This is a genomic window from Flavobacterium esculini (assembly GCF_048284325.1).
Classification (GTDB): Bacteria; Bacteroidota; Bacteroidia; order Flavobacteriales; family Flavobacteriaceae; genus Flavobacterium.
In genome coordinates this window covers 1-25207 of sequence record NZ_JBLVPI010000009.1, presented here as the reverse complement: position 1 = coordinate 25207, position 25207 = coordinate 1, and the positions used below count along the sequence as shown (strand labels likewise).

General features: G+C 35.7%; 21 protein-coding genes and 1 tRNA gene. 10 read left to right on the top strand and 12 right to left on the bottom strand.

Going from position 1 to position 25207, the window contains the following annotated elements:
• Positions 1–53 precede the first annotated feature (53 nt).
• The gene (locus ACNQGG_RS09380; RefSeq protein WP_417963317.1) at positions 54–1400 is read right to left on the bottom strand and encodes a serine hydrolase domain-containing protein; all 1347 of its coding nucleotides are present in this window, start codon (positions 1398–1400) and stop codon (positions 54–56) included.
• Positions 1401–1830: 430 nt separating this feature from the next.
• Here ACNQGG_RS09380 and ACNQGG_RS09375 point away from each other — a divergent pair, with 430 nt between their 5' ends.
• The 6 genes from ACNQGG_RS09375 to ACNQGG_RS09350 all read left to right on the top strand — a co-directional run bounded on the left by ACNQGG_RS09375 (position 1831) and on the right by ACNQGG_RS09350 (position 5762).
• Complete coding sequence (locus ACNQGG_RS09375) at positions 1831–3045, top strand: aminotransferase class V-fold PLP-dependent enzyme (RefSeq protein WP_417963315.1); 1215 nt, start codon at positions 1831–1833, stop codon at positions 3043–3045.
• 19 nt (positions 3046–3064) lie between these two features.
• Positions 3065–3499 carry a hypothetical protein gene (locus ACNQGG_RS09370; protein ID WP_417963313.1) on the top strand — a complete coding sequence of 145 codons (435 nt, stop codon included), beginning with the start codon at positions 3065–3067 and terminating at the stop codon, positions 3497–3499.
• 23 nt (positions 3500–3522) lie between these two features.
• Entirely contained in the window at positions 3523–3942 is a 420-nt protein-coding gene (locus ACNQGG_RS09365) for a SufE family protein (RefSeq protein ID WP_417963311.1), read from the top strand.
• 6 nt (positions 3943–3948) lie between these two features.
• On the top strand, positions 3949–4275 hold the full coding sequence (locus tag ACNQGG_RS09360) for an SUF system Fe-S cluster assembly protein (RefSeq protein WP_035669120.1): 327 nt from the start codon (positions 3949–3951) through the stop codon (positions 4273–4275).
• A 77-nt stretch (positions 4276–4352) separates the two neighbouring features.
• On the top strand, positions 4353–4865 hold the full coding sequence (locus tag ACNQGG_RS09355) for a DUF2480 family protein (protein ID WP_417963309.1): 513 nt from the start codon (positions 4353–4355) through the stop codon (positions 4863–4865).
• A 48-nt stretch (positions 4866–4913) separates the two neighbouring features.
• The gene (locus tag ACNQGG_RS09350) at positions 4914–5762 is read left to right on the top strand and encodes a DUF3078 domain-containing protein (protein WP_417963307.1); all 849 of its coding nucleotides are present in this window, start codon (positions 4914–4916) and stop codon (positions 5760–5762) included.
• Between the two features lie 358 nt (positions 5763–6120).
• Here the strand turns inward: ACNQGG_RS09350 and ACNQGG_RS09345 are convergent, their stop codons facing one another.
• The 5 genes from ACNQGG_RS09345 to hflX all read right to left on the bottom strand — a co-directional run bounded on the left by ACNQGG_RS09345 (position 6121) and on the right by hflX (position 9423).
• Entirely contained in the window at positions 6121–6312 is a 192-nt protein-coding gene (locus ACNQGG_RS09345; protein WP_417963305.1) for a nuclear transport factor 2 family protein, read from the bottom strand.
• A 5-nt stretch (positions 6313–6317) separates the two neighbouring features.
• Complete coding sequence (locus ACNQGG_RS09340; protein ID WP_417963303.1) at positions 6318–6494, bottom strand: hypothetical protein; 177 nt, start codon at positions 6492–6494, stop codon at positions 6318–6320.
• Between the two features lie 283 nt (positions 6495–6777).
• Positions 6778–6996 (bottom strand): hypothetical protein, encoded by a 219-nt coding sequence (locus ACNQGG_RS09335; RefSeq protein ID WP_417963301.1) that lies wholly within the window; start codon positions 6994–6996, stop codon positions 6778–6780.
• 197 nt (positions 6997–7193) lie between these two features.
• Positions 7194–7748 (bottom strand): REP-associated tyrosine transposase, encoded by a 555-nt coding sequence (locus tag ACNQGG_RS09330; RefSeq protein WP_417963299.1) that lies wholly within the window; start codon positions 7746–7748, stop codon positions 7194–7196.
• Positions 7749–8169: 421 nt separating this feature from the next.
• Positions 8170–9423, bottom strand: a complete 1254-nt coding sequence (hflX, locus tag ACNQGG_RS09325) for a GTPase HflX (RefSeq protein ID WP_417963297.1) — start codon at positions 9421–9423, stop codon at positions 8170–8172.
• Between the two features lie 275 nt (positions 9424–9698).
• Here hflX and ACNQGG_RS09320 point away from each other — a divergent pair, with 275 nt between their 5' ends.
• Together ACNQGG_RS09320 and ACNQGG_RS09315 are read left to right on the top strand one after the other, a co-directional pair.
• A complete protein-coding gene (locus ACNQGG_RS09320; RefSeq protein ID WP_417963295.1) occupies positions 9699–11345 on the top strand; it encodes a DUF6377 domain-containing protein in 1647 nt (548 codons plus the stop codon).
• Between the two features lie 314 nt (positions 11346–11659).
• Positions 11660–13777 (top strand): glycoside hydrolase family 97 protein, encoded by a 2118-nt coding sequence (locus tag ACNQGG_RS09315; RefSeq protein WP_417963293.1) that lies wholly within the window; start codon positions 11660–11662, stop codon positions 13775–13777.
• Positions 13778–13859: 82 nt separating this feature from the next.
• Here the strand turns inward: ACNQGG_RS09315 and ACNQGG_RS09310 are convergent, their stop codons facing one another.
• The 6 genes from ACNQGG_RS09310 to ACNQGG_RS09285 all read right to left on the bottom strand — a co-directional run bounded on the left by ACNQGG_RS09310 (position 13860) and on the right by ACNQGG_RS09285 (position 23277).
• Positions 13860–14321, bottom strand: coding sequence for an FKBP-type peptidyl-prolyl cis-trans isomerase (locus tag ACNQGG_RS09310; RefSeq protein WP_416855879.1), 462 nt, complete (start codon positions 14319–14321; stop codon positions 13860–13862).
• Between the two features lie 83 nt (positions 14322–14404).
• Complete coding sequence (locus tag ACNQGG_RS09305; protein ID WP_417963291.1) at positions 14405–15757, bottom strand: DUF5689 domain-containing protein; 1353 nt, start codon at positions 15755–15757, stop codon at positions 14405–14407.
• A gap of 172 nt (positions 15758–15929) precedes the next feature.
• Complete coding sequence (locus ACNQGG_RS09300; RefSeq protein WP_417963289.1) at positions 15930–18767, bottom strand: carboxypeptidase-like regulatory domain-containing protein; 2838 nt, start codon at positions 18765–18767, stop codon at positions 15930–15932.
• 502 nt (positions 18768–19269) lie between these two features.
• Positions 19270–20484 (bottom strand): MFS transporter, encoded by a 1215-nt coding sequence (locus ACNQGG_RS09295; protein ID WP_417963287.1) that lies wholly within the window; start codon positions 20482–20484, stop codon positions 19270–19272.
• 450 nt (positions 20485–20934) lie between these two features.
• Entirely contained in the window at positions 20935–21975 is a 1041-nt protein-coding gene (locus ACNQGG_RS09290) for a Gfo/Idh/MocA family oxidoreductase (RefSeq protein ID WP_417963285.1), read from the bottom strand.
• Between the two features lie 231 nt (positions 21976–22206).
• Positions 22207–23277, bottom strand: coding sequence for an NADH:flavin oxidoreductase/NADH oxidase (locus ACNQGG_RS09285; RefSeq protein WP_417963283.1), 1071 nt, complete (start codon positions 23275–23277; stop codon positions 22207–22209).
• A 200-nt stretch (positions 23278–23477) separates the two neighbouring features.
• Between ACNQGG_RS09285 and rseP the strand changes: the two genes are divergently transcribed.
• The gene (rseP, locus tag ACNQGG_RS09280; RefSeq protein ID WP_417963281.1) at positions 23478–24821 is read left to right on the top strand and encodes an RIP metalloprotease RseP; all 1344 of its coding nucleotides are present in this window, start codon (positions 23478–23480) and stop codon (positions 24819–24821) included.
• 137 nt (positions 24822–24958) lie between these two features.
• Positions 24959–25032, top strand: a tRNA-Asn gene (locus ACNQGG_RS09275).
• The last annotated feature ends 175 nt before the right edge of the window (positions 25033–25207 follow it).

Below are 25207 nucleotides of genomic sequence, written 5' to 3'. Positions count from 1 at the left end.
ATCAGCTTAAATTTTTCGTCTAATATAACGAAAAAAGCCGAAAAAGATTACAATTATTTTTTCAAACTCCCCACAATCCCTTTCAACATTCCATTGAAATCAAACTCAGGATCTTCGGTTAAACCCATTCTAACAACTACTAAATCAAGCGAAGGAATAATCGCCACCATTTGACCTTGAAAACCGCTACAGTAATACATATCTCTTGGAACATCAGGAAAATGTCCGCCAGCATTGAGCCAAAAGTGTCCACCATATCTTCCGTTGGAAGTATTCGTGGGAGTTGTGGTGTATTTTATCCAACTTTCGTCTAAAATTTGTTCGCCATTCCAATTGCCTTTGTGCAAATACAACAAGCCAAATTTCGACCAATCCCGTGTAGTCGCCCAACCGTATGACGAACCAACATAATTTCCCGCCATATCTGTTTCTACAACCATCGAGTTCATCCCAATTTTATCAATTAATGCCGAATACCAGAAATCTAAATATTCCTGATGCGTTTTGAATTGTTGCCGTAAAATCCCGGAAAGCAAATTCGTCGTTCCCGAAGAATAATTCCAATGTGTATTCGGCTTGAACTCTGGCTGTTTCTCCAGTTGAATGCGTGACATATTTTCGGCCTCAAAAAGCATTTTTGTGACATCACTAATTTTATCATATTTCTCTTCCCATTCCAAACCGGAATTCATGTGGAGCAAATCATTGGTGGTAATGATTTTTCGTTCATCATTTTGCCATTCCTTAATCGGAGCCGGTTTGTAAATATTGTATTTTCCTTGTTTTTGAAGAACTCCAAACAATGCGCTCGTGATACTTTTAGTCATCGACCATCCTAACAATTTACTGTTTTTATCGAACCCCGTATCGTATTTTTCGGCAATGATTTTATCTTTATAAATCACTAAAACGGAACGTGTTCTTTTCTTGATTTCTCCCTTTTTATCGAAAGCATTGGCGACAGCCGTATTTAATTTGGCGTAATCAACAGTACTAAAAATCGTGTCCTTTGGTTCATTATTGCCATACGGAAAAGGCAAATTATTGTTTAATTTTGTTCTTTTGGGGACCAAATACGGTTTCGTAACATCAAAATCATCGTTGATTAAAGTTGCTCCCAGTCCTTCCCGGTAAATCGCTTTGCGTTCTTTCAAGCCATAAACTGAAGCAGCAGCAAATTTCCCTAAATCTTCTATTTTATTTTTGGCCAAATCAATCAAATCGATATCATTGTCGCCTTTCTCAATCATTTCCTGCGAACGATTGTCTATAAAATGTCCCGAAGCGATGCTTTTGGCCGAAAAACCAGAGATCAAATCCAGCTTTGGGTACGTAGTGAATCCAAAATAAAAGATTCCGATAAAAGAGGCAAAACCAACAACCTTGAAGAGTTTTTTCATAAAGAATTAATTTGAAGCAATTTAATAAAAAAGTAGCGTCATTTTTTGGCCATTAAGAAATACCTAAAAATACTTTTCTGTAAAGGAAGCCTTTTCTTTAAACCATTAAGAAATTAAGTTTCATTAAGAATTACCACTTAATTTTTCTTAATTTCTTAATGGTCAAATTTATAAAGACAAAATGTTTCACAAAAATCTAGTTTAAACAAAAAAATTAAGTGTTGTAGTTGTGCTTTTTTTTTCTCAATACTTTATAGTAATACGTTTTATTAACAAGTGTTTGCCGAAAATTAATTTCAATTTCACTACTTTTGTATTTAGAAAAATTCTAAATAATGATACGCCAATAACAAATTGGATTGTCTAAAAAAATGTTGAATATTGGCGTTCTATCTGACCAATAAAAAACAATAAAAACAAGCAGATATAAATGTTAGATATAAATAAAATCAGAGCCGATTTCCCAATCCTTTCCCAGAAAGTAAACGGAAAACCGTTAGTTTATTTCGATAACGGAGCTACTTCGCAAAAACCACAAGTTGTAATTGATGCGATTTCAAAATATTATCAGGAAATTAATGCCAATATTCATCGTGGCGTTCACACGTTGAGTCAACTGGCAACCGATGCCTACGAAGCTTCCCGTGGCAAAATACAAAATCACATCAATGCAAAATTCGCACACGAAGTGCTTTTTACTTCGGGGACAACACATGGAATTAATTTGGTTTCCAATGGATTTGCCTCTATTCTAAAACCGGGCGATGAAGTTGTCGTTTCCGCATTGGAACACCACAGCAATATTGTGCCTTGGCAAATGTTGTGTGAGAAAACAGGAGCGACTCTGAGAGTAATCCCAATGAATGAAGAGGGCGAATTGATTATGTCCGAATATGACAAATTGCTTTCGAATAAAACTAAAATTGTAACCGTAAATCATATTTCGAATGCTCTTGGAACAGTCAATCCAATTAAATTCATGATCGACAAAGCGCATGAAGTTGGAGCAGCTGTTTTCATTGACGGAGCGCAAGCGGTCCCACATTTGAAACCAGATGTTCAGGAATTGGATTGTGATTTTTATGCTTTTTCTGGACATAAAATGTGTGGTCCGACAGGAACCGGAATTTTATATGGAAAAGAAGCGTGGCTGAATAAATTACCGCCCTATCAAGGTGGAGGTGAAATGATCAAGGAAGTGACTTTCGAAAAAACAACGTATGCTGATTTGCCGCATAAATTTGAAGCCGGAACACCAAATATTGCCGGAGGAATTGTTCTGGGGACTGCCGTTGATTATATGAACGAAGTTGGTTTTGAAAACATTCAACAACAAGAATTGGAATTATTGGAATATGGAACCCAGCGTTTATTAGAAATTAAAGGGTTAAAAATTTTTGGCACCGCCGCAGCAAAAACTTCCGTAATTTCGTTCAATATTGAAGGAATTCATCCGTATGATATTGGTACGATAATTGACAAATTAGGAATAGCCGTACGAACGGGCCATCATTGTGCACAACCAGTAATGAATTTCTTTTGCATTCCCGGAACGATACGAGCATCATTTGCTTTTTATAATACCAAGGAAGAAATTGATGTTATGGTGGAAGCCATTAAAAAAGCACAACTCATGTTGTCTTAAAAATTAAAATTATTTACACATGAAAATACTATCTATTTTGTTCCTGACCATTTTTCTTGGAAAAGGTTGTGAAGCGCAAAAAAAACAAGATATTGAAACTGCTGTAATTGAATATGTTGCCAATACCAGAGGTTCTTATCAAAAAATAACGGTGAAGAATCAGATGGTTATTGTTACAAAAGAGAGAAGCGGAAACGACAAACCAGTACCAACAAAAATAGCTGATGCTGACTGGAAAGAACTAGTGGAATGTTTTAAAACAATAGAATTAGACAGTTTGGCAAAATTAAAAGCACCAACTGAAAAACGTTTTTATGACGGTGCGGCTATTGCCAATGTGAAAATCACCTATAAAGACAAAACGTATGAAACGACTGGTTTTGATCATGGTTTTCCACCAAAAGAAATTAAGAAATTCGTAAATAAAATAACTTCATTCGCTAAAAAAGAATAATACTGAAATAAATTCAGCATACTATGAAAATTAAAGACATACAAGAAGAAATCGTTGAAGAGTTTTCTATGTTTGACGACTGGATGGAACGTTATGAATACATTATCGAATTAGGCAAAAATCTTCCTTTGATAAAAGAAGAATTCAAAACAGAAAACAATTTAATTAAAGGTTGCCAATCGAAAGTGTGGTTGCAGGGAGAAAAAAAAGATGATAAAATTGTTTTCACGGCTGATAGCGATGCCATTTTGACAAAAGGAATTATCGCCATATTAATTCGTACTTTTTCGAATCAAAAAGCCTCCGATATTCTGGAAGCCGATATGAGTTTTATTGATGAAATAGGTTTGAAAGAACATTTATCACCTACACGCGCCAATGGATTAGTATCGATGATAAAAAATATTAAAATGTATGCTTTAGCATTCAACACGCAAAACTAAATAAAAATGGAAGAAACAATTATAGACACTGCTGAATTAGGAGAATCAATCGTAAAAATATTAAAGACTATTTACGATCCGGAAATTCCTGTAGATATTTACGAATTAGGATTGATTTATGATGTAATGGTCAATACAGATTACGAAGTAAAAATCCTGATGACGCTTACTTCCCCAAACTGCCCTGTTGCAGAAAGCTTACCAAGAGAAGTAGAGGAAAAAGTGAAATCAATTACGAATGTAAAAGATGCGGAAGTAGAAATTACTTTTGATCCGCCTTGGAGCAAAGATTTAATGAGCGAAGAAGCAAAATTAGAATTGGGAATGCTTTAGCAAAAAGTGTTCAGTTTGCAGTCGCAGTTTTCAGTTTTACAACTGCGACTGCAACTGCGGCTGTAAACTAAAGAAAAATGGAAGAAATAATAAATAAAGTTGCGAATAGTGTTTTGGAAGTTTTCGATCTCGAAGATTACTATCCAAAAGGGATTCGTGCGCAAATAGATATTTCACAATGGCTTTTGGAAGGTTTTTTATTGAAAGAAAAAGACTTTAGAGAGCAGCTGAAAAATCACGATTGGTCACAATATCAAGATCAATATGTTGCTATTAATTGCAATACCGATGCCATTGTTCCCGCTTGGGCTTCGATTTTGGTTGCGATTCAATTAGCGCCATTTGCAAAAAAAATCATCAATGGGACATTAGAAGATTTAGAAGCTTCCCTTTATGAAGAATTGTTGCCTAAAATTGATTATTCGGTGTATGAAAATAAACCTGTTATTATAAAAGGATGCTCCAGAAAACCGGTTCCGATGCGGGCTTACGTATTAGCAGCGCATTACCTACAGCCTTTTGCACGGAGTATTATGTATGGCGAAGCATGCTCTGCCGTTCCATTATATAAAGCGAGCAAAAAAGAGTAGTATTCCGTTTATTTTATACTGTAATAGTAGAATTTAAAAGATAAAGTCATGAAAAAAACAGCATTTTCTTTACTGTTTCTTTTTGCCATACTTTCCATAAATGCGCAAGAAACTTTAAAAGACACGACAAAACTTTGGACTAAAAAAGGAAATATCTCTTTGCTTCTTAATCAATCCGCTTACAACAAACAATGGCTGGGAGGCGGAACTTCAAACGTTGCAGGGAATTTTGGTTTGAATTATGATTTCAACTATAAAAATGGAGATGTAGTTTGGGATAATAAATTCATTCTAGCTTATGGTCTGAGTAAAATAAAAGGAGCTGAAAAAATAGCCAAAACCGATGATCGTTTAGAAATGAATTCACTTTGGGGTAAAAATGCCCAAGGAGAATGGTACTATTCCATGTTTTTTAATTTTAAGACACAGATGGATTCCGGTTTTGATAAAAATAATATCAGAATTTCTCATTTCTTTTCTCCGGCTTATTTTCAAGTTGGACCTGGAATGTGGTGGAAAAAAAGCAATAATTTAAGCGTCAATTTTTCTCCTGCTACAGCAAAACTGATTATCGTTCATCCTCATTTTACTGAATTTGGTCGTTCTTTTGGAGTATTACAGGGTGATTCCTCAAGATTTGAATTTGGAGCCAGTATTTCAGGATATTATAAATTCAATGTAATGACAAATGTTGGTGTTGAAAACAGATTGAATTTATATTCCAATTATTTAGACAAACCTCAAAACATTGATGTCGATTATCAAATGAATATAATCATGAGAATAAACAAATACTTGTCAGCAAATGTGGCTGTACAAGCAATTTACGATGACAATTCGATTCAAGCCGTTCAAGTAAGAGAAGTATTTGGCTTAGGGGTTAATTACGGTTTCTAAAAAAACAAATTTTTCATAAAAAAGGACCTTTAGAAATTTCTAAAGGTCCTTTTTTATTGTTCTGTCGCGGCTTGAAATAATCTATTTAATCGATCCGCGTTACAAACGCTATAATTTGTTTCTCAATTTAAGTAAGTACTCGTTGAACGAGCACCAGAGAACGTGGACAAACGAGCGCTAGTGGGAATGAAATAATTCTATTTAAGCGATCCGCGTTGCAAACGCTATAAATTGTTTCTTAATTTAAGTAGGTACTCGTCGCAGACGAGCACCAGAGAATGTGGACAAACGAGCGCCAATGAGGGCCAGAGAGCGTAGACAAAATGAGTGCCAATGAGGCTTAAACATATTTTACGATCTATTGTTGAGATAAATCAGCTTCGGTATGAAGTGTACAAACCCAATTATTATTTTCTTTAACCCAAGTAGAAGTGCAAGCACATTTCATAGGTTCTTTTTGTTTATCGCCTATTATTCCTAATTCTATCACGTATGCTATTACCGCACCATTATCTCCAACAAATTGCGCTTCGACATTAGAAAAATTCAATACTTTTAATTTATAGGCATTGACTCAAACATCTTTTTAAAACTAGTCTCATTTACACTTTGTACACCATTTTTGCTAGCGATTATACAAGGAAAACGAGTAAGTTTTTTTACCGTTTCATAATCGTGATTTTCCATTCCCTGCCAATATTTTTTTTCTAGTTCAATAATTTGCGTTTCCATGATCATCTTTTATTAAATTAAACTGTTATACAAAGTTCAAACTAATATTAAAATGCATCAATACTTTTAACATAGATTTAGTTGATGATGGAAAAAACTAAGTTTCATAATTATCAATTTCTGAAGTTAATTTTACGCCGCCGAGATTGTAGCTTACAACTACCTCCTGTTCCGTTCAACCGGAGTCTCCACCACTGGTGCTCGTTTGCAACGAGTACCCTCTTGAAAATGTCAAAAGGGATTCTAAGCTTTATATTTTTGGAGTCCGAAATAATTTTAATTTTTACAGGATAGGAATTCCTATCCAATGTATAATAAGCATTATTAGAACTGTTATTCCGAAACTACACAAACAAAGAATTCGCCAATAAGTAGATCTTCCATACCCATATTTCCAAATTTTTTCACCAGTTTCTTTTCTGTTTTCTTTCAAAGTAAATTTCGACAGTATGTAAGTTGAAGCAACAAAAATCAGTATTGCAATTATCCAAAATTTTATCATAATTTATCTTTTTTAATAAAATTATTAAATTCTACGTTTTTATCAAAATTACCGCCAACTTATTTATATTTCTGATAGCGTCCGACTTATCTTCCATAAATTGGGTTACTAAGGTCCACTGGTGCTCGTTTGCAACGAGTACCTACTTACTTGTATGAACTAAATAAAGCGTTTGCAACGCGGCTATTATAAACAGATTACCATAAAGGTTCGACATTTACATTACAAAAAACAGTATTGTCTTCTTCATAATTCCTATAGCTACTGTTTACATAATCTCTTTCATGAAAAACGATTTCGGCTTCAACAGGATTATAATGTATGTAGTTTACACGCTGCTCTATTTTTTCTAAAGTATCCAATATAACCGGATGAAAACCATCTTGCCATACTTTATAATTTTTAGCTCTTCCTGATTTTTGAGCTTCAAAACTAAATTTCCGTAACAGCCATTCTCGCCTGCTCTCAGGATGTTCTTTAATCGCTTCTATCAGTTTTTTTGAAGTGAATTTTTTAAAATCCCGAATAACATCTTGCAATTCACCATCAAATGCTGTTACAATTAAATGAATATGACTAGTCATATATACATAAGCATGCACACTCAATCCTTTTTCCTTGATACAATAATTTAAGGATTCATCTAAAATAGTACAATAATTAGGTCGTACAAATAAATCTGCCCAATCTACAATTGTTATAGTAATAAAAGTAGGCACTGTACTATCGATAACTTTGTATTTCTCAGACATTTTTTTTCAAATATATTGATTTTAAGAAACTCTAATATAAAATAGCAGTATAGTTGTTTAAAGGTACTCCGGTTTTAGCAATCCGCGTTGCAAACGCTATAATTTGTTTCTTAATTTAAATAGGTACTCGTTGCAAACGAGCACCAGAGAACGGGGACAAACGAGCGCTAGTGGGATCTAAATATTTATGCGACTCATTCTCGTTAAACCGAGACGCATGAGGGATGGCAGCGGAAATCCCCCCGATTTTTCTTCGGGAGATTACTACACCTAGCGCTTATTTTTTATAGGAGTTCAGTGAACTTCGTTTATAGCGAAGAGCCTGACGCAGCTGTAACATCGTGAAAGCTTGGGCATGCTCAAAAAAAATCCCTCTCGAAAATGTCAAAAGGGATTGTTGTATTTTATGTTTTTGAGAAAATTATTCGATTTCTTCTTCTTTATCTTTTTCTTCTTTCTCCACAGCGTCTTTATAATCGGGATATAAAAACTTATTGTACGGAAAACGGGTGATGTGAATTTGTCTTACGGCTTCGTAAACGCGTTCTCTGAATTCCTCGAAATTTTCTTTGTTTGTTGCCGAAATAAATAAGGCATTTTGCTCTCCTACTCTACTCATCCAAGTCGATTTCCATTCTTCCAAAGTGAAATGTCTCGGTGTTTTTTCGGTCATTAAATCATCATCATCAATAGTCAGTGGTTTGTAGGCATCAATTTTATTGAAAACCATAATTACCGGTTTGTCATTGGCTTTGATATCCAATAAAGTTTGATTTACCGATGCGATATGATCTTCAAATTCAGGATGCGAAATATCCACCACATGCAATAGCAAATCGGCTTCACGAACCTCATCCAGCGTACTTTTGAAAGAATCAACCAATTGTGTTGGCAATTTTCTAATAAATCCTACGGTATCCGAAAGCAAGAAAGGCAAGTTTTTAATCACTACTTTTCGAACAGTGGTATCAAGTGTTGCAAAAAGTTTATTTTCAACAAAAACATCACTTTTCCCTACTGCATTCATCAAGGTTGATTTCCCCACATTGGTATATCCTACCAAAGCCACACGAACCATAGCCCCACGATTACCGCGTTGCACACCCATTTGCTTGTCGATGGTTTTTATTTTTTCTTTCAATAACGCTATTCGGTCACGAACAATACGTCTGTCTGTTTCAATCTCCGTTTCCCCAGGTCCACGCATTCCAATTCCCCCTTTTTGACGTTCAAGGTGCGTCCACATTCCGGAAAGTCTTGGTAATAAATATTGGCATTGCGCTAATTCTACTTGCGTTCTTGCATACGAAGTTTCGGCACGTTGCGCAAAAATATCAAGGATAAGGTGCGTTCTATCCAAGATTTTACATTCCGTAATAATTTTAGATATATTTTTTTGCTGTGATGGCGACAATTCATCATCAAATACCAAAGTCGAAATATCATTTTCTTTTACAAAAAGATGAATCTCTTCTATTTTTCCTGTTCCAACAAAAGTCTTGGGATTTGGGCGTTCCATTTTTTGCGAAAAACGTTTTACCACTTGGCCCCCAGCGGTAAAGGTCAAAAATTCTAATTCGTCAAGATATTCGTTTAGTTTCTCTTCACTTTGATTTTGAGTTACAATACCAACTATAGCCGTTTTTTCGAAATTTATTACTTCTTTTTCTAACATGTCTTTAAATAAGCTACAAATTTAATGATTTGTCAGGGACTTATGTAATTATGGGTTTATAAAAAAGTCAGAAGGTGTGAATAATGATAGTTTTTTTGGTCGAGCCGGAAATTAGACTAAAGAAAAGTTTTGCCACGAATTAGTCTTTAATTTAAAAAAACTATTGAAAATTCGTGTAATTCGTGGCTAAAAAACAACTCTCCTGCGTTTGCCCTACGTACTTTAGGAGTTACTTTGATTTTTAATTATTTTTACACGAATTTAATCTCATTTGAATGAATCGATTTCTGACATTATTTATTGCATCGCTATTTCCCGTTCTTCTTTTTGGGCAAAATAATTTTGATTCGCTGTTGGATGAATTGGATCAAACAGTAGGGGATTACCAATTGTATTCGAATAAAAAAGAGAATGAGATAAACAAACTCAAAGGACTGCTGCAATACACTGCTGCCGATCTTCAAAAATATGCCATTTACGGAAAATTGTATTCGGAATATAAATTATATCAGTCGGACTCGGCATTGATTTACGCCCGAAAGAGTTTTCAAATAGCCGAAAAATTAAAGGATGATAGAAAGCTAAATGATGCCCAATTAAATCTGGCTTCCATCATGGGAACATTAGGAATGTACAAGGAAGCAACCGACATCCTTAATACCATCAACATCAATACAACTCCCGATCTAAAAGGATATTATTTTACCGTAAACAGCGTGGTTTATGGGTATATGTCAGATTATGCGGCTTCACCCCAAGAAAAAGAAAAGTATGTTTTACTGACCAAGAAGTACCGTGACTCCTCCTTAAATTTTTATCCAACGCAATCAAGTGCCTATATTATGGCGAAATCCAGTACGCTTCTTGATGCTGGAAAACACAAGGAGATGCTGCATTTATTACTAAACTATTTTCCGAATATTGCTCTTAATAGTCCTGACAAAGCTGTTATCGCCTATCTTATTTCGCAGGCGTATCGCGTAAAAAAAGATCCTATACAGGAGCAAAAATGGTTGACAATTTCTGCTATTTCTGATTTGCAATTAGCCAAAAAGGAATATATTTCGTTGCGTTCTTTGGCTTTTCTAATGTATGAAAACGGAGATATTGACCGTGCTTACAAATATATAAAACGTTCCCTCGAAGATGCCCTTTTTTGCAATGCGCGCTTAAGAACCTATGAAATATCTAAGATGATGCCCATCATCAACGAGGCGTATCAAAAACAAAATGAAACCAACCGGCTCCAATTAATTCTGTTTTTGATAAGTGCCAGTATCTTATCGGTGTTTTTGTTGGTGCTGCTTTTTTTACTTTTTAAGCAAATGAAGAAATTGTCCAAAGCGAAACAGGATTTAAGTTTGGCCAACACCAAGCTTTCTGAACTGAATACCGAATTAAATACTTTCAATGAAAAATTGAATGAGACCAATTATACGCTGACCGAAGCCAATCTTTTGAAGGAAATATACATTGGCCGTTACATGGACCAGTGTTCAGATTACATTGGCAAATTAGATGAATACCGTCGAAAATTGAATGTCATGGCGACTACCGGAAAAATGAACGACCTGATCAGTGCCGTAAAATCAAAACAGTTTATCGAAAAGGAACTTGCAGCGTTTTATACTACTTTCGACAAAACGTTTTTACAACTCTTTCCGAATTTTATCGAAGAGTTTAAAGCTTTGCTGGTTGATGATGAAGCAACACAATTGAAGGAAGGAGAACTGCTGAATACTGAATTAAGAATCTTTGCACTCATCCGTTTGGGCATCAAGGATAGCGCAAAAATTTCAATATTCCTTCGGTATTCTGTATCTACAATTTACAATTACCGTTCACAACTCAAAAATAAAGCAGCGGGTCCACGTGAGGAATTTGAAGCAAAAGTAATGCGAATAGGAACTAGTTTAAAATAGAAAAAATCTGTTTTTCAAGGAGGTCTTGCAGGTTAAAACAATCTGGAAGACTTCTTTTTTATTATAAACGCACTACTTTTTTTAAACAATAAATTTACATAATAAACAGTTATTCAGTATATTGCATATTAAAAACAGAAACACAATCTACTTTTTTAGAATGATGAAAATATGTAGCGCATAAAGCGTTTACTTTTACTTTCTCGAAATTCGGAATTGGGATTAAAACTTTGAGTTTTTCAATAAATCGATTTCGTGAAAATCACATTCTATTACCAAACCTAAAAAATTAATTATTAAATTCTATTTAAAAAATGAAGCAATTTCTTTTTGCAGCCTTACTTTGGCTCGCTTTTTTTAACACTGCAAATGCACAGCAGTTAAAATCACCGAATGAAAAATTTGTAATGACCTTTTCATTACAAAATGACGGAACACCTAGTTACAGTTTAAATTACAAAGGCAAAGCGGTTGTGAAACCCAGTAAATTAGGTCTTGAGCTAAAAAATGATAAAAAATCATTGTTAAATGATTTTACTGTTATTGACACTAAGACATCCACTTTTGATGAAAACTGGAAACCAGTTTGGGGAGAAGTTGCCTCAATTCGCAATCATTATAACGAATTGGCAGTAACCTTAAATCAAAAAGAAACCGACAGACAAATTGTTATTCGTTTTCGTTTGTTTGACGATGGTCTAGGATTCCGTTATGAGTTTCCTTCGCAAAAAAACCTTACTTATTTTGTAATCAAAGAAGAAAGAACCCAATTTGCAATGACAGGCGATCATACCGCTTTTTGGATTCCTGGTGATTATGATACCCAAGAATATGATTATACTACCTCAAAATTATCAGAAATTAGAGGACTTACTGAAAAAGCAACTACTGCAAATGTTTCTCAAAAGTCTTTTTCTACAACAGGAGTTCAGACTTCGCTTATGCTAAAAACAGGCGACGGATTGTATATCAATTTACACGAAGCGGCATTAATCAATTATTCTTGCATGCATTTGAATCTGGATGATAAAAACATGGTATTCGAATCTTGGTTGACACCAGATGCAAAAGGAGATAAAGGATATATGCAGGCTCCAAGCCATTCGCCTTGGCGTACGATAATTGTTAATGATGACGCAAGAGAAATTCTGGCTTCAAAAATGACGTTAAACTTGAATGACCCTTGTAAAATTGAAGATACTTCATGGATAAAACCAGTTAAATATGTAGGTGTTTGGTGGGAAATGATTACCGGAAAAAGCTCATGGGCTTACACCGATGAATTTCCAACGGTACAACTTGGAGTTACTGATTTTGCAAAAGCAAAACCAAATGGCAAGCATGGTGCTACTACCACCAATGTGAAGAAATATATTGATTTTGCAGCCAAAAACGGTTTTGATGCAGTTTTGGTCGAAGGTTGGAATGAAGGTTGGGAAGACTGGTTTGGACATTCAAAAGATTATGTTTTTGATTTTTTAACTCCATATCCGGATTTTGATATTAAAGGGCTACATGAATATGCAAAATCAAAAGGAATCAAGATGATTATGCACCATGAAACTTCTGGATCTGTTCGTAATTACGAGCGTCATATGGACAAAGCCTATCAGTTTATGAAAGACAATGGCTATGATGCTGTGAAAAGTGGTTATGTAGGTGATATTTTGCCAAGAGGTGAAAATCATTACAGCCAATGGATTGTCAATCATTATCAATATGCTGTCGAAAAAGCAGCTGAATATAAAATCATGGTCAATGCTCACGAGGCTATTCGTCCAACAGGTATTTGTAGAACGTATCCAAATTTAATTGGTAACGAGGCAGCAAGAGGAACTGAATATCAGTCTTTTGGCGGATCTAAACCAAACCATGTAACCGTATTGCCTTTTACCCGTTTAGTGGGCGGACCGATGGATTATACTCCGGGTATTTTTGAAATGGATTTAAGCAAAATCAATCCTGATAATAAATCACATGTCAACAGTACAATTGCAAATCAGCTGGCTTTATATGTAACGATGTACAGTCCGTTGCAAATGGCAGCCGATTTACCTGAAAATTATGACCGATTTGCAGATGCATTTCAGTTTATCAAAGATGTAGCGGTAGATTGGACAGACAGTAAATACCTAGAAGCAGAACCAGGTCAATATGTTACCGTTGCGCGTAAAGCAAAAGTGTCTAACAACTGGTTTATTGGGAATGTAAACGGAGAAACTCCTCGTACTTCAACGATCAAATTTGATTTCTTGGAAAAAGGAAAAACGTATGTAGCCACGATTTATGCAGATGCTAAGGATGCGCATTATAAAACAAATCCGCAAGCGTATACAATTCGTAAAATGACGGTGACCAACAAATCAAAACTAGCACAACTCAGCGCTCCAGGCGGAGGTTATGCTATTAGTATAGTTGAAACCAAAAAATAATTAAGTAAAAAGGCTGTCTTTTCAGACAGCCTTTTATTTTGGTTTTCGTTGAAAAAACCAAAGTGATTTAAACAATCAATTTCTAATTTATTGCAATAAGTTTAACTTCAAAAACAAGTACGGAACCACCAGGAATAGGACCACTACCACTACTTCCATATCCTAGGTGAGACGGTATTAAAAGAATACCGCTGCCTCCTACTTTAAAGTGAGGAATTCCTTCTGTCCAACCTTTTATTACTTGATTCAATCCAAAAGAAATTCCTTCCGCTTTACTTTCATCAAATACATTTCCGCTGGTAAAATAACCTTTGTACGCCACCGTTACATTAGACGTTGCGGTAGGTTGCGCACCGGTCCCAGCTTCATTAACCACATAATACAACCCTGAATCGCTTCTTTGAGCAGTTAAATGATTTTTGGCGATATAATCAACAATTTCTTTTTCGTTTTGAGCCGTATAATCAACCGGTTTAGATGCTCCACCATCTGATAAGCAAGAAACAAATAGTATAGAAACTAATGCTAATAAAATAGATTTCATAAATTTTAATTTAATTTGTAAGGCTGCAAATATATAAAATACACGCTACATAAATTGTATTTTTCACTGCTATGTGACCAATATTAATTTCCAAAGACCTGCACATCATCCACTTGAAAAGCGCCGTCCAAAGCCAGATTTTTTCCGGAACCTGTATATTTGAAAGCGATGTTGATTTTACCTTTATAAGAAGATAAATCTATTACCCCACTCCCTATAAATTGATACCAAGGTGTGGCTTGTTTTGGTAATTTTGCCAAAACTGGAATCCAAGTCGCATTAGCCACATTCAATCCGTCAAAATTAGTGGAAACATAAACTTCCAAAGAATTCAATTGGGAATCCACGTCTAAATGATGTTGGGCAGCCCTAAAAGTCAAGACTTCATTAGTATGCTTGTCCATGTCGATTTTTGGAGAAATCAACCAAGCCACATTCGAAATCACCTTTGCGCCTGAAATATTGAATTCGGCATAACCATTTCCGGAATATACTGTTCCTTTCCAGGAAAGTGCTCCTTTTTGAACACTATTTGTCCATCCCGGAAGACTCAAATTTGATTTATCAATCACCGTTTCAAAATCTTGAGAGAAAAAAGGAGCTCCTCTAGTTCCAGTCATCATAACATCTTTCTCGGACCGTGGTAATAGTTGATAATCCGTTCCATATTTTGTTAAAACCCCTCTTACTTTTCCGCTCCCATTAGGAACTATACTACTCGAAAAATCAGCAAAACTACTAGTTCTAAAATACACTTGGTTCCCTAATTTATCCATCAAACCCCAATTGGTTGCGCCACCCACATTATTGGTTTCCTCAAAATAATGGCGACCAACAGCATCCGCCGTAAACTGAACATCGGATAATTCGACCAAAGTATTCAAATTAGAATCATTTAATAAATCCTCCATCGAAATTGTCTTTACTAGAAGTTCTTCTTTTACGGTTATACAAGAAGCATTCAGCACTTTTTTATAGTCATTTTGGGAAAGTCGCCCTACTCCACCTTCATTGTAAGAATTGACAAAAATGCTTCCTATGCGCATGCCACCAAACGAAATATCCGTGTATTGGTCTTTTAGTTTTAAATATACTTTATTGCCTAATCTGTAATCAATATACAAGTTTGTAGCATCCATCGGAACACTAAAACCTATAGCCGGCGTTGTGGCTGTTGCCAAAGTTTGAAAGGAAATAGACTTGAAAAAATTTCCCGATTCATCGCTGGAAACAACATAAGCTTCTATGATGTCGTCATACTTGTATTGGGTTACAATTGCATTGGCATTTTCCCTAACTTCGGCAGCGGTTCGGTTTACGGTTAAATCCGGTTGGGTACAAGTTAGTTTAGGAATGTCAACGGCATCATTTACACAACTTGTAAAAAGGATGGCGATTGCTATAGAAAAAAACAGGGAATTGAAAGTTGGTTTCATAGATGACTATTTATTGTTAAAAATGATTTGTCTAAAATATCTGCTTACATGTCCTTATATTTCTCCTATGGTGGAACCATTTTAGTCGTTTTTTGAAACATATAAGAAGTATAAGGTCATATAAATTTTGGAATATATTAATTGTTCTGTTCCTTGCGTAATACGTTTTTATCTATAAATTGATGGAAAGATTGACGAAATAAGTCCTTCCGTACCCGTAAAAATATTTGTTGCCAAAAGATGGTGTTCCACTGGAAACATCCTGATTGCGTTGCCTAAAATTGGCATTTCTGGCCTGTTCATAACCGCCCGTTTTGTAAGTAACATCGAGCACATTATTGATGCTGACAAAAAGACCTACATACTTCCCATAAATACGCCATGATTTTCCGCCAACAATATTTAACAATGTTGTTGGCGTAAATTTTTCCTGTTGCAATAATTCCTTACCTCTTTCTTCGGTTGCTTCCGGAAAGGTAAATCCGCTGGCGGGATTGATAAAAAAGTGATCTGTTCTGGCAATGGGAGAAACATCAATATAACTATTTGTTAAATAATTTAGATTCACTCCAATCCACCAAAACTTAGGATCCCGATATTCAATTCCCAACGAATAGGCTTGTTGTGGCGAACCAGATTGTTTGTAGTTTTTCAAAGCTGCGGTTCCAAAATCGAAAACAGGATTTGTGTTTTCTATTGAAGCTTCGGCATCATTAGTCACTATTACCTTTGGATTGCTGTCATACGTATATTCCCCCAAAGCTGTCGAAAAAGTGGTTTTCAACGTTGAGTTTATTTGGTACTCCAGACTTAATTCGGTGCCCAGATTTTTCTTGTTCAAATGTCTTAGCGTCTGACTCACAAAAGCACTTGTATTATTATATCCCGCACCATCATCAAAAATTCCTTCAGCGTAAAAGAATGACGTTTGTGTGGCATCTTTTATCAACGTATAAAAAGCGGTTAATCGGGCTTTGAATCTTGGAGAACGATAGCTGTAACTCGCATCCAAACTACTGGTATTTTCACTTTCCAGTTCATCAACAATCCTGTTATTTAATCGAGAATTGGGAAATGTATTCCTGATTGTTGGGGCTTTTGTCAAATGCGCTCCGTTAAAAATCAACAGTTGTCTTCCGGATATTTTATAGGTCAATCCTCCTTTGAAACCAAAATTTTCGAATGTTGCTTTCTCACTTTTTCCAAAGGAATTAGTTTCGTAAATTCCATTTCTGTACAAACCTTCTCTTTGATAATTGGTACTCGAGAAACTTTGAGCCAGATAAAAATCTACTTTATTGTACGAAAATTTAAATTGTGTGAACGCATCCAGCGTATTGGCAACATAATTATAATTGTATCCGTATGCATCACCAACGACCACTTGACGGTTTGGATTATTCAAGTCCGATTGCGATTGGTTTCCGTTATAAAACCCATCAATATCTTCAAAGTAAGCACCTCCCAATAAATCCAAAAGCTTCTGATAATTGTGCGATTTCAAGTTTTTGAAAGATCCCCCAGCATTCAAAATAACATTTTCCGTGAGCTGTGTATTGAATGTAGAAGTCGCCACGATTGTTTTATCATCGGTTCGATCTTCATACAAAATATACTTACTTTTGGAAGGTTCATAACCCGAAATTATTCCGTTTGCATCAACAATCGGGTTTTGATTGGCTTGGTACATCCCGTTCCAATCTATTTGCTGATTGGCTAAAAACAGTACTCTACTTTTCTCGGCATTCTCTAAATCTGGCGAAAATTCTCCTGAAAATTCCCCGTTATCTGATTCATAATGCGAACTGTAATAACTTGGCAGTTTTCTATAATAGGCAGGATCTGGACTATTCGCATTTTGATAATCGATATTGCTATTTCCAATTTTTCCGAATTGATACATCAAGCCGGTAGTTAGATTTGTCTTGTCATTGAGTTTAAAATAATGATTTAGCATTAAGATGGGTTCTTCGATGGCTTTCACTCTCGAATTTCTCTTATTTCCATCTTGAAAACCCCAATAAGAATTGTATTTTTCATTTGTTAATTGGGTAACTTCGGTGGTATTTGGAGAATTCTTCCCTCTTGAATTTGGTGTATAAAAAGCTGTGAAATTGAGCGAATGATTGTCATTTAATTTCTTCTCCAAACTTATAAAGGCGGAATTAGCATCGTAATTTGTTCCTTCAAAATACCCTTCTTGTGCCCATCGCTTTCCTGCCGAAATCACAAATGCCCAACCTTGCGCATTCATTCCGGAAGCATAGGTTCCCATCATTCGCCAACTGTAATTAGTATTGGTTCCTGAAAATGAAATTCGGGTGCCAGGTCTGTAAATGGAAGCGCGGGTATTGATTTCCTGAGTGCCTAATATTCCGCCAAAAGTGTAATCTGAAGGAGCGGTTCCTATGGAAAACTCCTGATTGCGGAGGGCATCATTGAGTCCGCCCCAATCGCCCCATTGCGGTCTGCCATCGTACAATTTGTTCATGGAAACACCATTAATCATCATCGTGGAATGCTCGCTATCCAACCCCCGTATCCTAAACCGGGCTTGTCCCCAATTGAACGCGGCCGCTTGCTGAAAAGCATCTTTGGAGGATTGCAAAAGCCCGGAGGTGCTTTCGGAGCCGCTGTTGTCATCGCTTAGATCACTTTCCGAAAGTGCTATTAAACCGGTTTGTTGTTCTGATGTTTGATCTTCTTCTAATAGTATTGTGTCTAAATCGAGTATTTGTCCCGCTATAATTTCAACTGGAAATAAGGCGTCTTTATATCCTTGACTGTGAAATAAAACCAATTGTTCGCCTGCGGGAACCGTGTCAAATCTAAATTTCCCATCAACTGTTGTCAGCTGCATTAAATTCGTATTTTGAATGGTAACTACAACATAAGATAATGGTTGTTGTGTTTTGGAATCCATAACTTTTCCAGTAATCCCTATTTCTTGTTGTGCAAAAGCAAAAGGTATTGCAACAAAAAAAAAGAGAATAAGGGTAATTTTTATCATAAGCGTATGAGGTCTTTTATGAGCGAATTAGAATGCACTATATATAAAAATTCTTTATTCTATTTTTAGTTAGTCAAATCCAGTCCTTTGACAATCAAGATTACTGATAATGATGATTTTTTTTGAACACGGAAAGATTAACCTTAAATAGAATAAAGAATCAGAAAATGGAAAAAAATTGTTTTTGGAAAGTGGTATTTTTAGATCGAATAAAATTCTTAAAGTGTGGTATTAGAATTTTAAACTCAACTTAAATAGCGTACTCTTTAAATTCTATGTTAAAAATAAGAAAAAAACTATTAAGTTGTTATTTTTTATAAAAAAAATCTTATATTTTTTTAAAACCTCTGCAATGTGGAACTATTCTAAGAAATTATAAGCGTAGTCAATACACCCGATGGCAGCAAGTATCCTTTTTCTCGTAAAAAAACGAGAAAAAGGATACTTGCTGCCATCGGGTGTATGTATTCTTATAAAAACGGGATGTTGTGTTCCTAAAAAACTAGTCTTGAATTGCTTTGATTCTGGAAACCATCAGTGCAATGAGAAATCCGAAAATACCGATGAAAGCGAATGAAAATCGCAAACCAAATGCCTCGGCTATGTAACCAATTATGGGTGGCCCCATTAAAAACCCAAGGAAACTTACACTGGAAACAGCTGTTAAGGCTTCGCCGGTTGGGATCGTTGGATGCTTGCCTGCAATGCTATAAAGAGTTGGTATAATAGTGGAAACTCCCAATCCTACAAACATAAAAGCGATTGTTGACGGAATTATGAATGGGAAGAATACGGCAGTAAATAAGCCAAAGGAAATCATACAACCACTGATTTGCATTACTGTTTTTCGTCCAAATTTTTGAGTTAAACCATCCCCAAAAAAACGGCCACTTGCCATCATAATCATAAAAGAAGTATAGCCTAAAATTACTAATGGCCCAGGCGCTTTGACAATATCTTTGAAATAAACACCACTCCAATCAAACATAACACCTTCGCTGGCCATACAACAAAACCCAATGATTCCTAACATGACTAGAGATCTGTCTGGTTTTCTGAATCCTTTTTTCTTTTCGATTTGGATGGTTTCTTTGGCTTTAATTAAGAATTTGAAATTAAAAGCCATTAACAAAACTGCGATTCCCGCAACGATCAGAAAATGCGTATACGTATTGAGTTCTAGTGACAACATTCCCAAGCCGACTAAAGCTCCTGTAAATCCAGCTAAGCTCCACATCCCATGAAAAGAGGACATGATGGTTCTTTTAAAAAGCCCTTCTGTGTACACTCCTTGCGTATTTACGGATATGTTAGTTAAGTTTGCGAAAATTCCAAAGAAAAATAATCCAAGACCCAGTTGCCAAGCATTTTGGGCTAGTCCTAAAGTGGTCAAGCTAAAGGCATACATTATAATAGAATAAGGGAGAATGCGATGGCTGCCAAAACGAGTAACCAATTTTCCTGAAAAGGGCATCATGGCTAACTGTCCTACAGGAACTGCAAATAAAATGGTTCCCAAATCGCCTTCACTAAGGTGTAATGCCGTTTTGATATCCGGAATTCGGCTTGCCCAAGTGGCAAAACACAAACCCATACCAAAATAAAACATGGACACTGCCCAACGAATTCTGTTCAAATAAGAAACCTTAGCATCTTTGTACGTTTTCTTGTATTTTCCCTTCGCTTTGAATCTGCCTAAAAAGTTTAAATCTATCAAAAGAATGAGTTTTAGAATTTCCTAGGTCAAAAGTACGAAAAGCAATCATTCATTATGTCGAAACAACACATTAACCAAGGAATATATCGTTATTGTTTATAAATTAGACTAAAAAAGCATTCGTATTTAGAAGTTATTCGCCACAAATTTCTATTTAGGGACTACAGGAATCCGTGTTTTCGTGTAATTCTATCTAACTCTTTTCAAATGTTTGGTTAAGAATTCGAAATAGTATTATGGTTTATAAAATCTGCTGAATCTGCAAAATCTGCGTGCTAAAAATTTTTACGCAGATTCAGCAGATTAATGTAGTAGAAAATTTATTTTTTTATCCTCTTTGATAAACCCATTTTCATCACTGCGTATTTTCGGAATTACCAATTCTTTGTCAATGTCCAACCACTTTCTTTAAATTTGTGGCAAAAAAATTTAAAGAACCATCATTCTGAACTACAAATCAATTACTCTCTTCTGTTCGCTACTTTTTATTGCGGCTTCAATGATTTGCATCACATGAATCCCATCCTGAGCGGTTACCGGCTCTGGTGTATCATTTGAAATGGAATTGTAAACGCCATCAAAATAATCGTAATAGTTGCCTTGAAGTGTTGGTACTTTCGCGTTAAAGATGTCGTTCTCAATTTCAGTATGTAAAGTGCCTTCTTTACTCTCAGGTTCTTTTCCCCAAGTGTCTAAATTTGGTTTTTTTCCAAGTTTTAAATCGTCTTCCTGCACATCGCCTCGTGGTTTTAAGAAAGAACCTTTTTTCCCATGAATCATAAAAGACGGAATGGCTTCCCTTACAAAAAAACTAGCTTTTAATCGGACTCTAAAATCAGGATAATAAAGCAAAATATCTAGATAATCATCTACCAAAGAATGTTCTCGCGTGATTCTGATATCAGCAAAAACGGATTGGGGCAAACCAAATAAACACAAGGCTTGATCAATCAAATGCGGACCTAAATCCTTTAGAATTCCAGCTCCGGAATTGGCAGTTTCTTTGTGTGATTTAGGACTCAAAAGCGGATTGTAACGATCAAAATGGAATTCAGCTTCCACAATGTCACCCAATTTCTTCTCCAAAATAATTTTCTGCACGGTTTTGAAATCGCTGTCCCATCTTCTGTTTTGGAAAACGGCTAGCTTTACTCCTCTTTCTTTTGCCAAAGCAGCTAATTCCTGCGCTTGGGCAACGGTGGTGGTAAATGCTTTTTCGACAATGGCGTGTTTTCCCGCAAGCAATACTTTTTTGGCATATTCATAATGCGTATCCACTGGCGTATTTACAATCACCAAATCGACATCATCTTCGAGTAAAGCTTCCATTGTGGCATAACTTTTAACCGAAGGGTAATCCTCGTGTATCAATTTTTTACTTCTTTCCCAGGAACCAATCAGTTCAAATCCTTCATGAAATGAGATAAACGGAGCGTGGAACACTTTTCCTGACATTCCGTAGGATAGTAAAGCAGTTCTTATTTTTTGCATGTGCTGTTTTTTTTAGTCGAACACGAATTTATAACTTTTAATTTTAAAAATCAGGGGAACTTATATTCCTTGTGTGGTTAAATTTTGAAACCCATAAGGAATCTAAGTTCATTGAAGAATTGGTTCTTGATACCCATTCGAACCTTTTTGTTCGATCTAAATATTAAAAAGAATCTAGACTGCGCTCGATTTGACAGAAAAACTTTGTGTTATCAAAGATAAAATGTGTGATTATTTAATTTTTGCTCTTTCATATTGTTTTGGCCATTGAACATCCGCTTGAAGTTCCTGGGCGAACGTCAATCCTAAATTTGGGTTTCTAAGTGATTCTCTTGCGAACAAAACCAAATCGGCTTTTCCGCTTGCAATTATTTCTTCCGTTTGACTGGATGCTATGATTAATCCTACTGCACCTGTCATTATTCCCGTTTCTTTTTTTATTCTATCTGCAAAAGGAACTTGGTAATTGGGTCCTAACGGAATTTGTTGGTGTGACACTAATCCGCCTGAAGAAACATCAATTAAATCCACCCCTTTTTCTTTTAGTATTTTCGAAAGTTGAACTGATTCTTCGATGTTCCAACCGCCTTCCGCCCAATCCGTAGCAGAAATTCTAACAAACAAAGGCAAATTTTGCGGCCATTCTGATTGTACTGCTTCCACAATATCTAACGTTAAACGAATTCGGTTTTCGAAACTTCCTCCATATTCATCCGTTCGAAAATTAGACAAAGGCGAAAGAAACTGATGTAATAAATAGCCGTGAGCCGCATGAATTTCCAATACTTGAAAACCAGCTTGAACGGCTCTTTTGGTAGTCGCTTTAAAATCGGAAATTACTTTTTCAATTCCCGATTTGTCTAATGCAATAGGCATTTTTTCATTATCATGGTAGGCGACCGCACTTGGCGATACAGTATCCCAACCGCCTTGGGTTTCATCTAATTTTCTGCCTCCTTCCCAAGGCGCAGCGGCACTGGCTTTTCTTCCGGCATGCGCCAATTGAATTCCGGGAACTGAATTTTGACTCCTAATAAAACGATTAATCGCTTGCATTTTTTCGATTTGTTCGTCTTTCCAAAGTCCCAAATCCCCAGGGGAAATTCTGCCTTCGGGGGAAACTGCAGTCGCTTCCTGAATAATTAATCCCGCTCCGCCACTGGCACGACTGCCCAAATGCACAAGATGCCAGTCATTGGCAAAACCGTCTGTGGCAGAATATTGGCACATGGGAGATATAACAATTCTATTTTTAAGCGTAATATTTTTTATTTGAAGTGGTGAAAATAATTTTGAAGACATATTATTGATTTTAATGTGTGTTTTTAAATGAAAATAACGGGAAAACCGTTTCATAAAAGTAAAGTTAAGGGACATAACTGAGAGTAAAAATTGAAATTTAATTAATTAACAAACATTTAAAACGGTATGGAACAATTATTGTAAATTAAACAAATAGAAAACCTTACTTTTGTACGTTGTAAAAGAACTAAAATTAAAAAATGGACATAGTTATCAAGCTTTCTCAATTTTTATTGAGCTTATCATTACTTATTATACTTCACGAATTAGGACATTTTATTCCTGCTAAATTATTTAAAACCAGAGTCGAAAAATTTTACCTGTTTTTTGATGTTAAATACTCCCTTCTAAAAAAGAAAATTGGCGAAACTGAATACGGTATCGGTTGGTTGCCTTTGGGTGGTTATGTGAAAATTTCCGGAATGATTGACGAAAGCATGGACAAAGAGCAAATGGCTTTGCCCCCTCAACCATGGGAATTTCGTTCTAAACCGGCGTGGCAACGTTTGATTATTATGCTTGGTGGTGTTACCGTGAATTTTATTCTGGCGTTCATTATTTATATCGGAATGGCATTTGCTTATGGCGATACCTATATTGCTAACTCCGATTTGAAAGACGGTCTTTTGATCGAAAATAAGGCCATGCAAAATGCAGGTTTCAAAACAGGTGACAGAATCATCTCTATAGATGGCGAAAAAGTAGAACGTTTTGATAATGGAATCAATGCCAAAGTGGTGATGGGAAAAGAAGTTCTAATTGAAAGAAATGGAACCGAGCAGTCTATAAAAATGCCCAATGATTTTGTGGATCAATTATCAAAACACGAAAAAGCACCATTAGTATCTATCAGAATGCCGTTTGTTATTGGAGCTGTTGCTGCAGATTCAAAAAATACTGCTTTACAACCAAAAGATATTGTTATTGCTCTTAATGGTCAAAAAACAAAATACTTTGATGAAGCCAAAACAGTTTTGGAAAACAATAAAAACAAAACCATTAACGCTACTGTTTTAAGAGACCAAAAAGAAGTACAAGTTCCTGTTATCGTTTCCAAAGATGGAAAACTAGGTATACAAATTGGAGGTTTAGGAATGGCTACACTTGAAAAACTAGGCTATTACAAAATTAGTAAGCAGGAATTTGGCCTATTAGAATCAATCCCTGTAGGATTAGCAAAAGGAAAAGACCAATTAGTAGGGTACGGAAAACAGCTGAAAATGATTTTCAGTCCAAGTACTGGTGCTTACAAACAAGTAGGTGGTTTTAAAGCTATATTTGATATTTTTCCTAATACTTGGAGTTGGGAAGTTTTCTGGACAATCACTGCTTTATTATCAATTATGCTTGGTGTAATGAACTTGTTGCCTATTCCCGCACTTGATGGTGGCCATGTAATGTTTTTATTATATGAAATTGTTAGTGGTAAAAAACCAAGTGATAAATTCCTAGAGAACGCACAAATGGTTGGTTTCGTATTACTTATAACACTGTTACTATTTGCTAATGGAAACGACATTTACAAGGCAATTCTTGGGAAGTAAAAAAAATTAAAAAAAGTTTTATTTTTGCTTGCAGAAATCAAATTAAGCCCTATCTTTGCACCGCTTTACAAGTGAAACAAACCTCACTATAAACACACAAAAACGTTCATTCCTTACCAGAATAAAAATATACAGTTTCCTTCTTAGCTCAGTTGGTTAGAGCATCTGACTGTTAATCAGAGGGTCCTTGGTTCGAGCCCAAGAGAGGGAGCTAATTGCAGAAAGCCTTTACAGTGATGTAGAGGCTTTTTTGTTTTTACAGGTTAAACATTGGAAAAACCGGTCAAATTGACCACCACTTTCCAGTGTAAATTGACCACCAGTTCCAGAGCAAACTGACCACCACTTTCCAGTTCAAATTGACCACCTAATTTCGGGGTAAATTG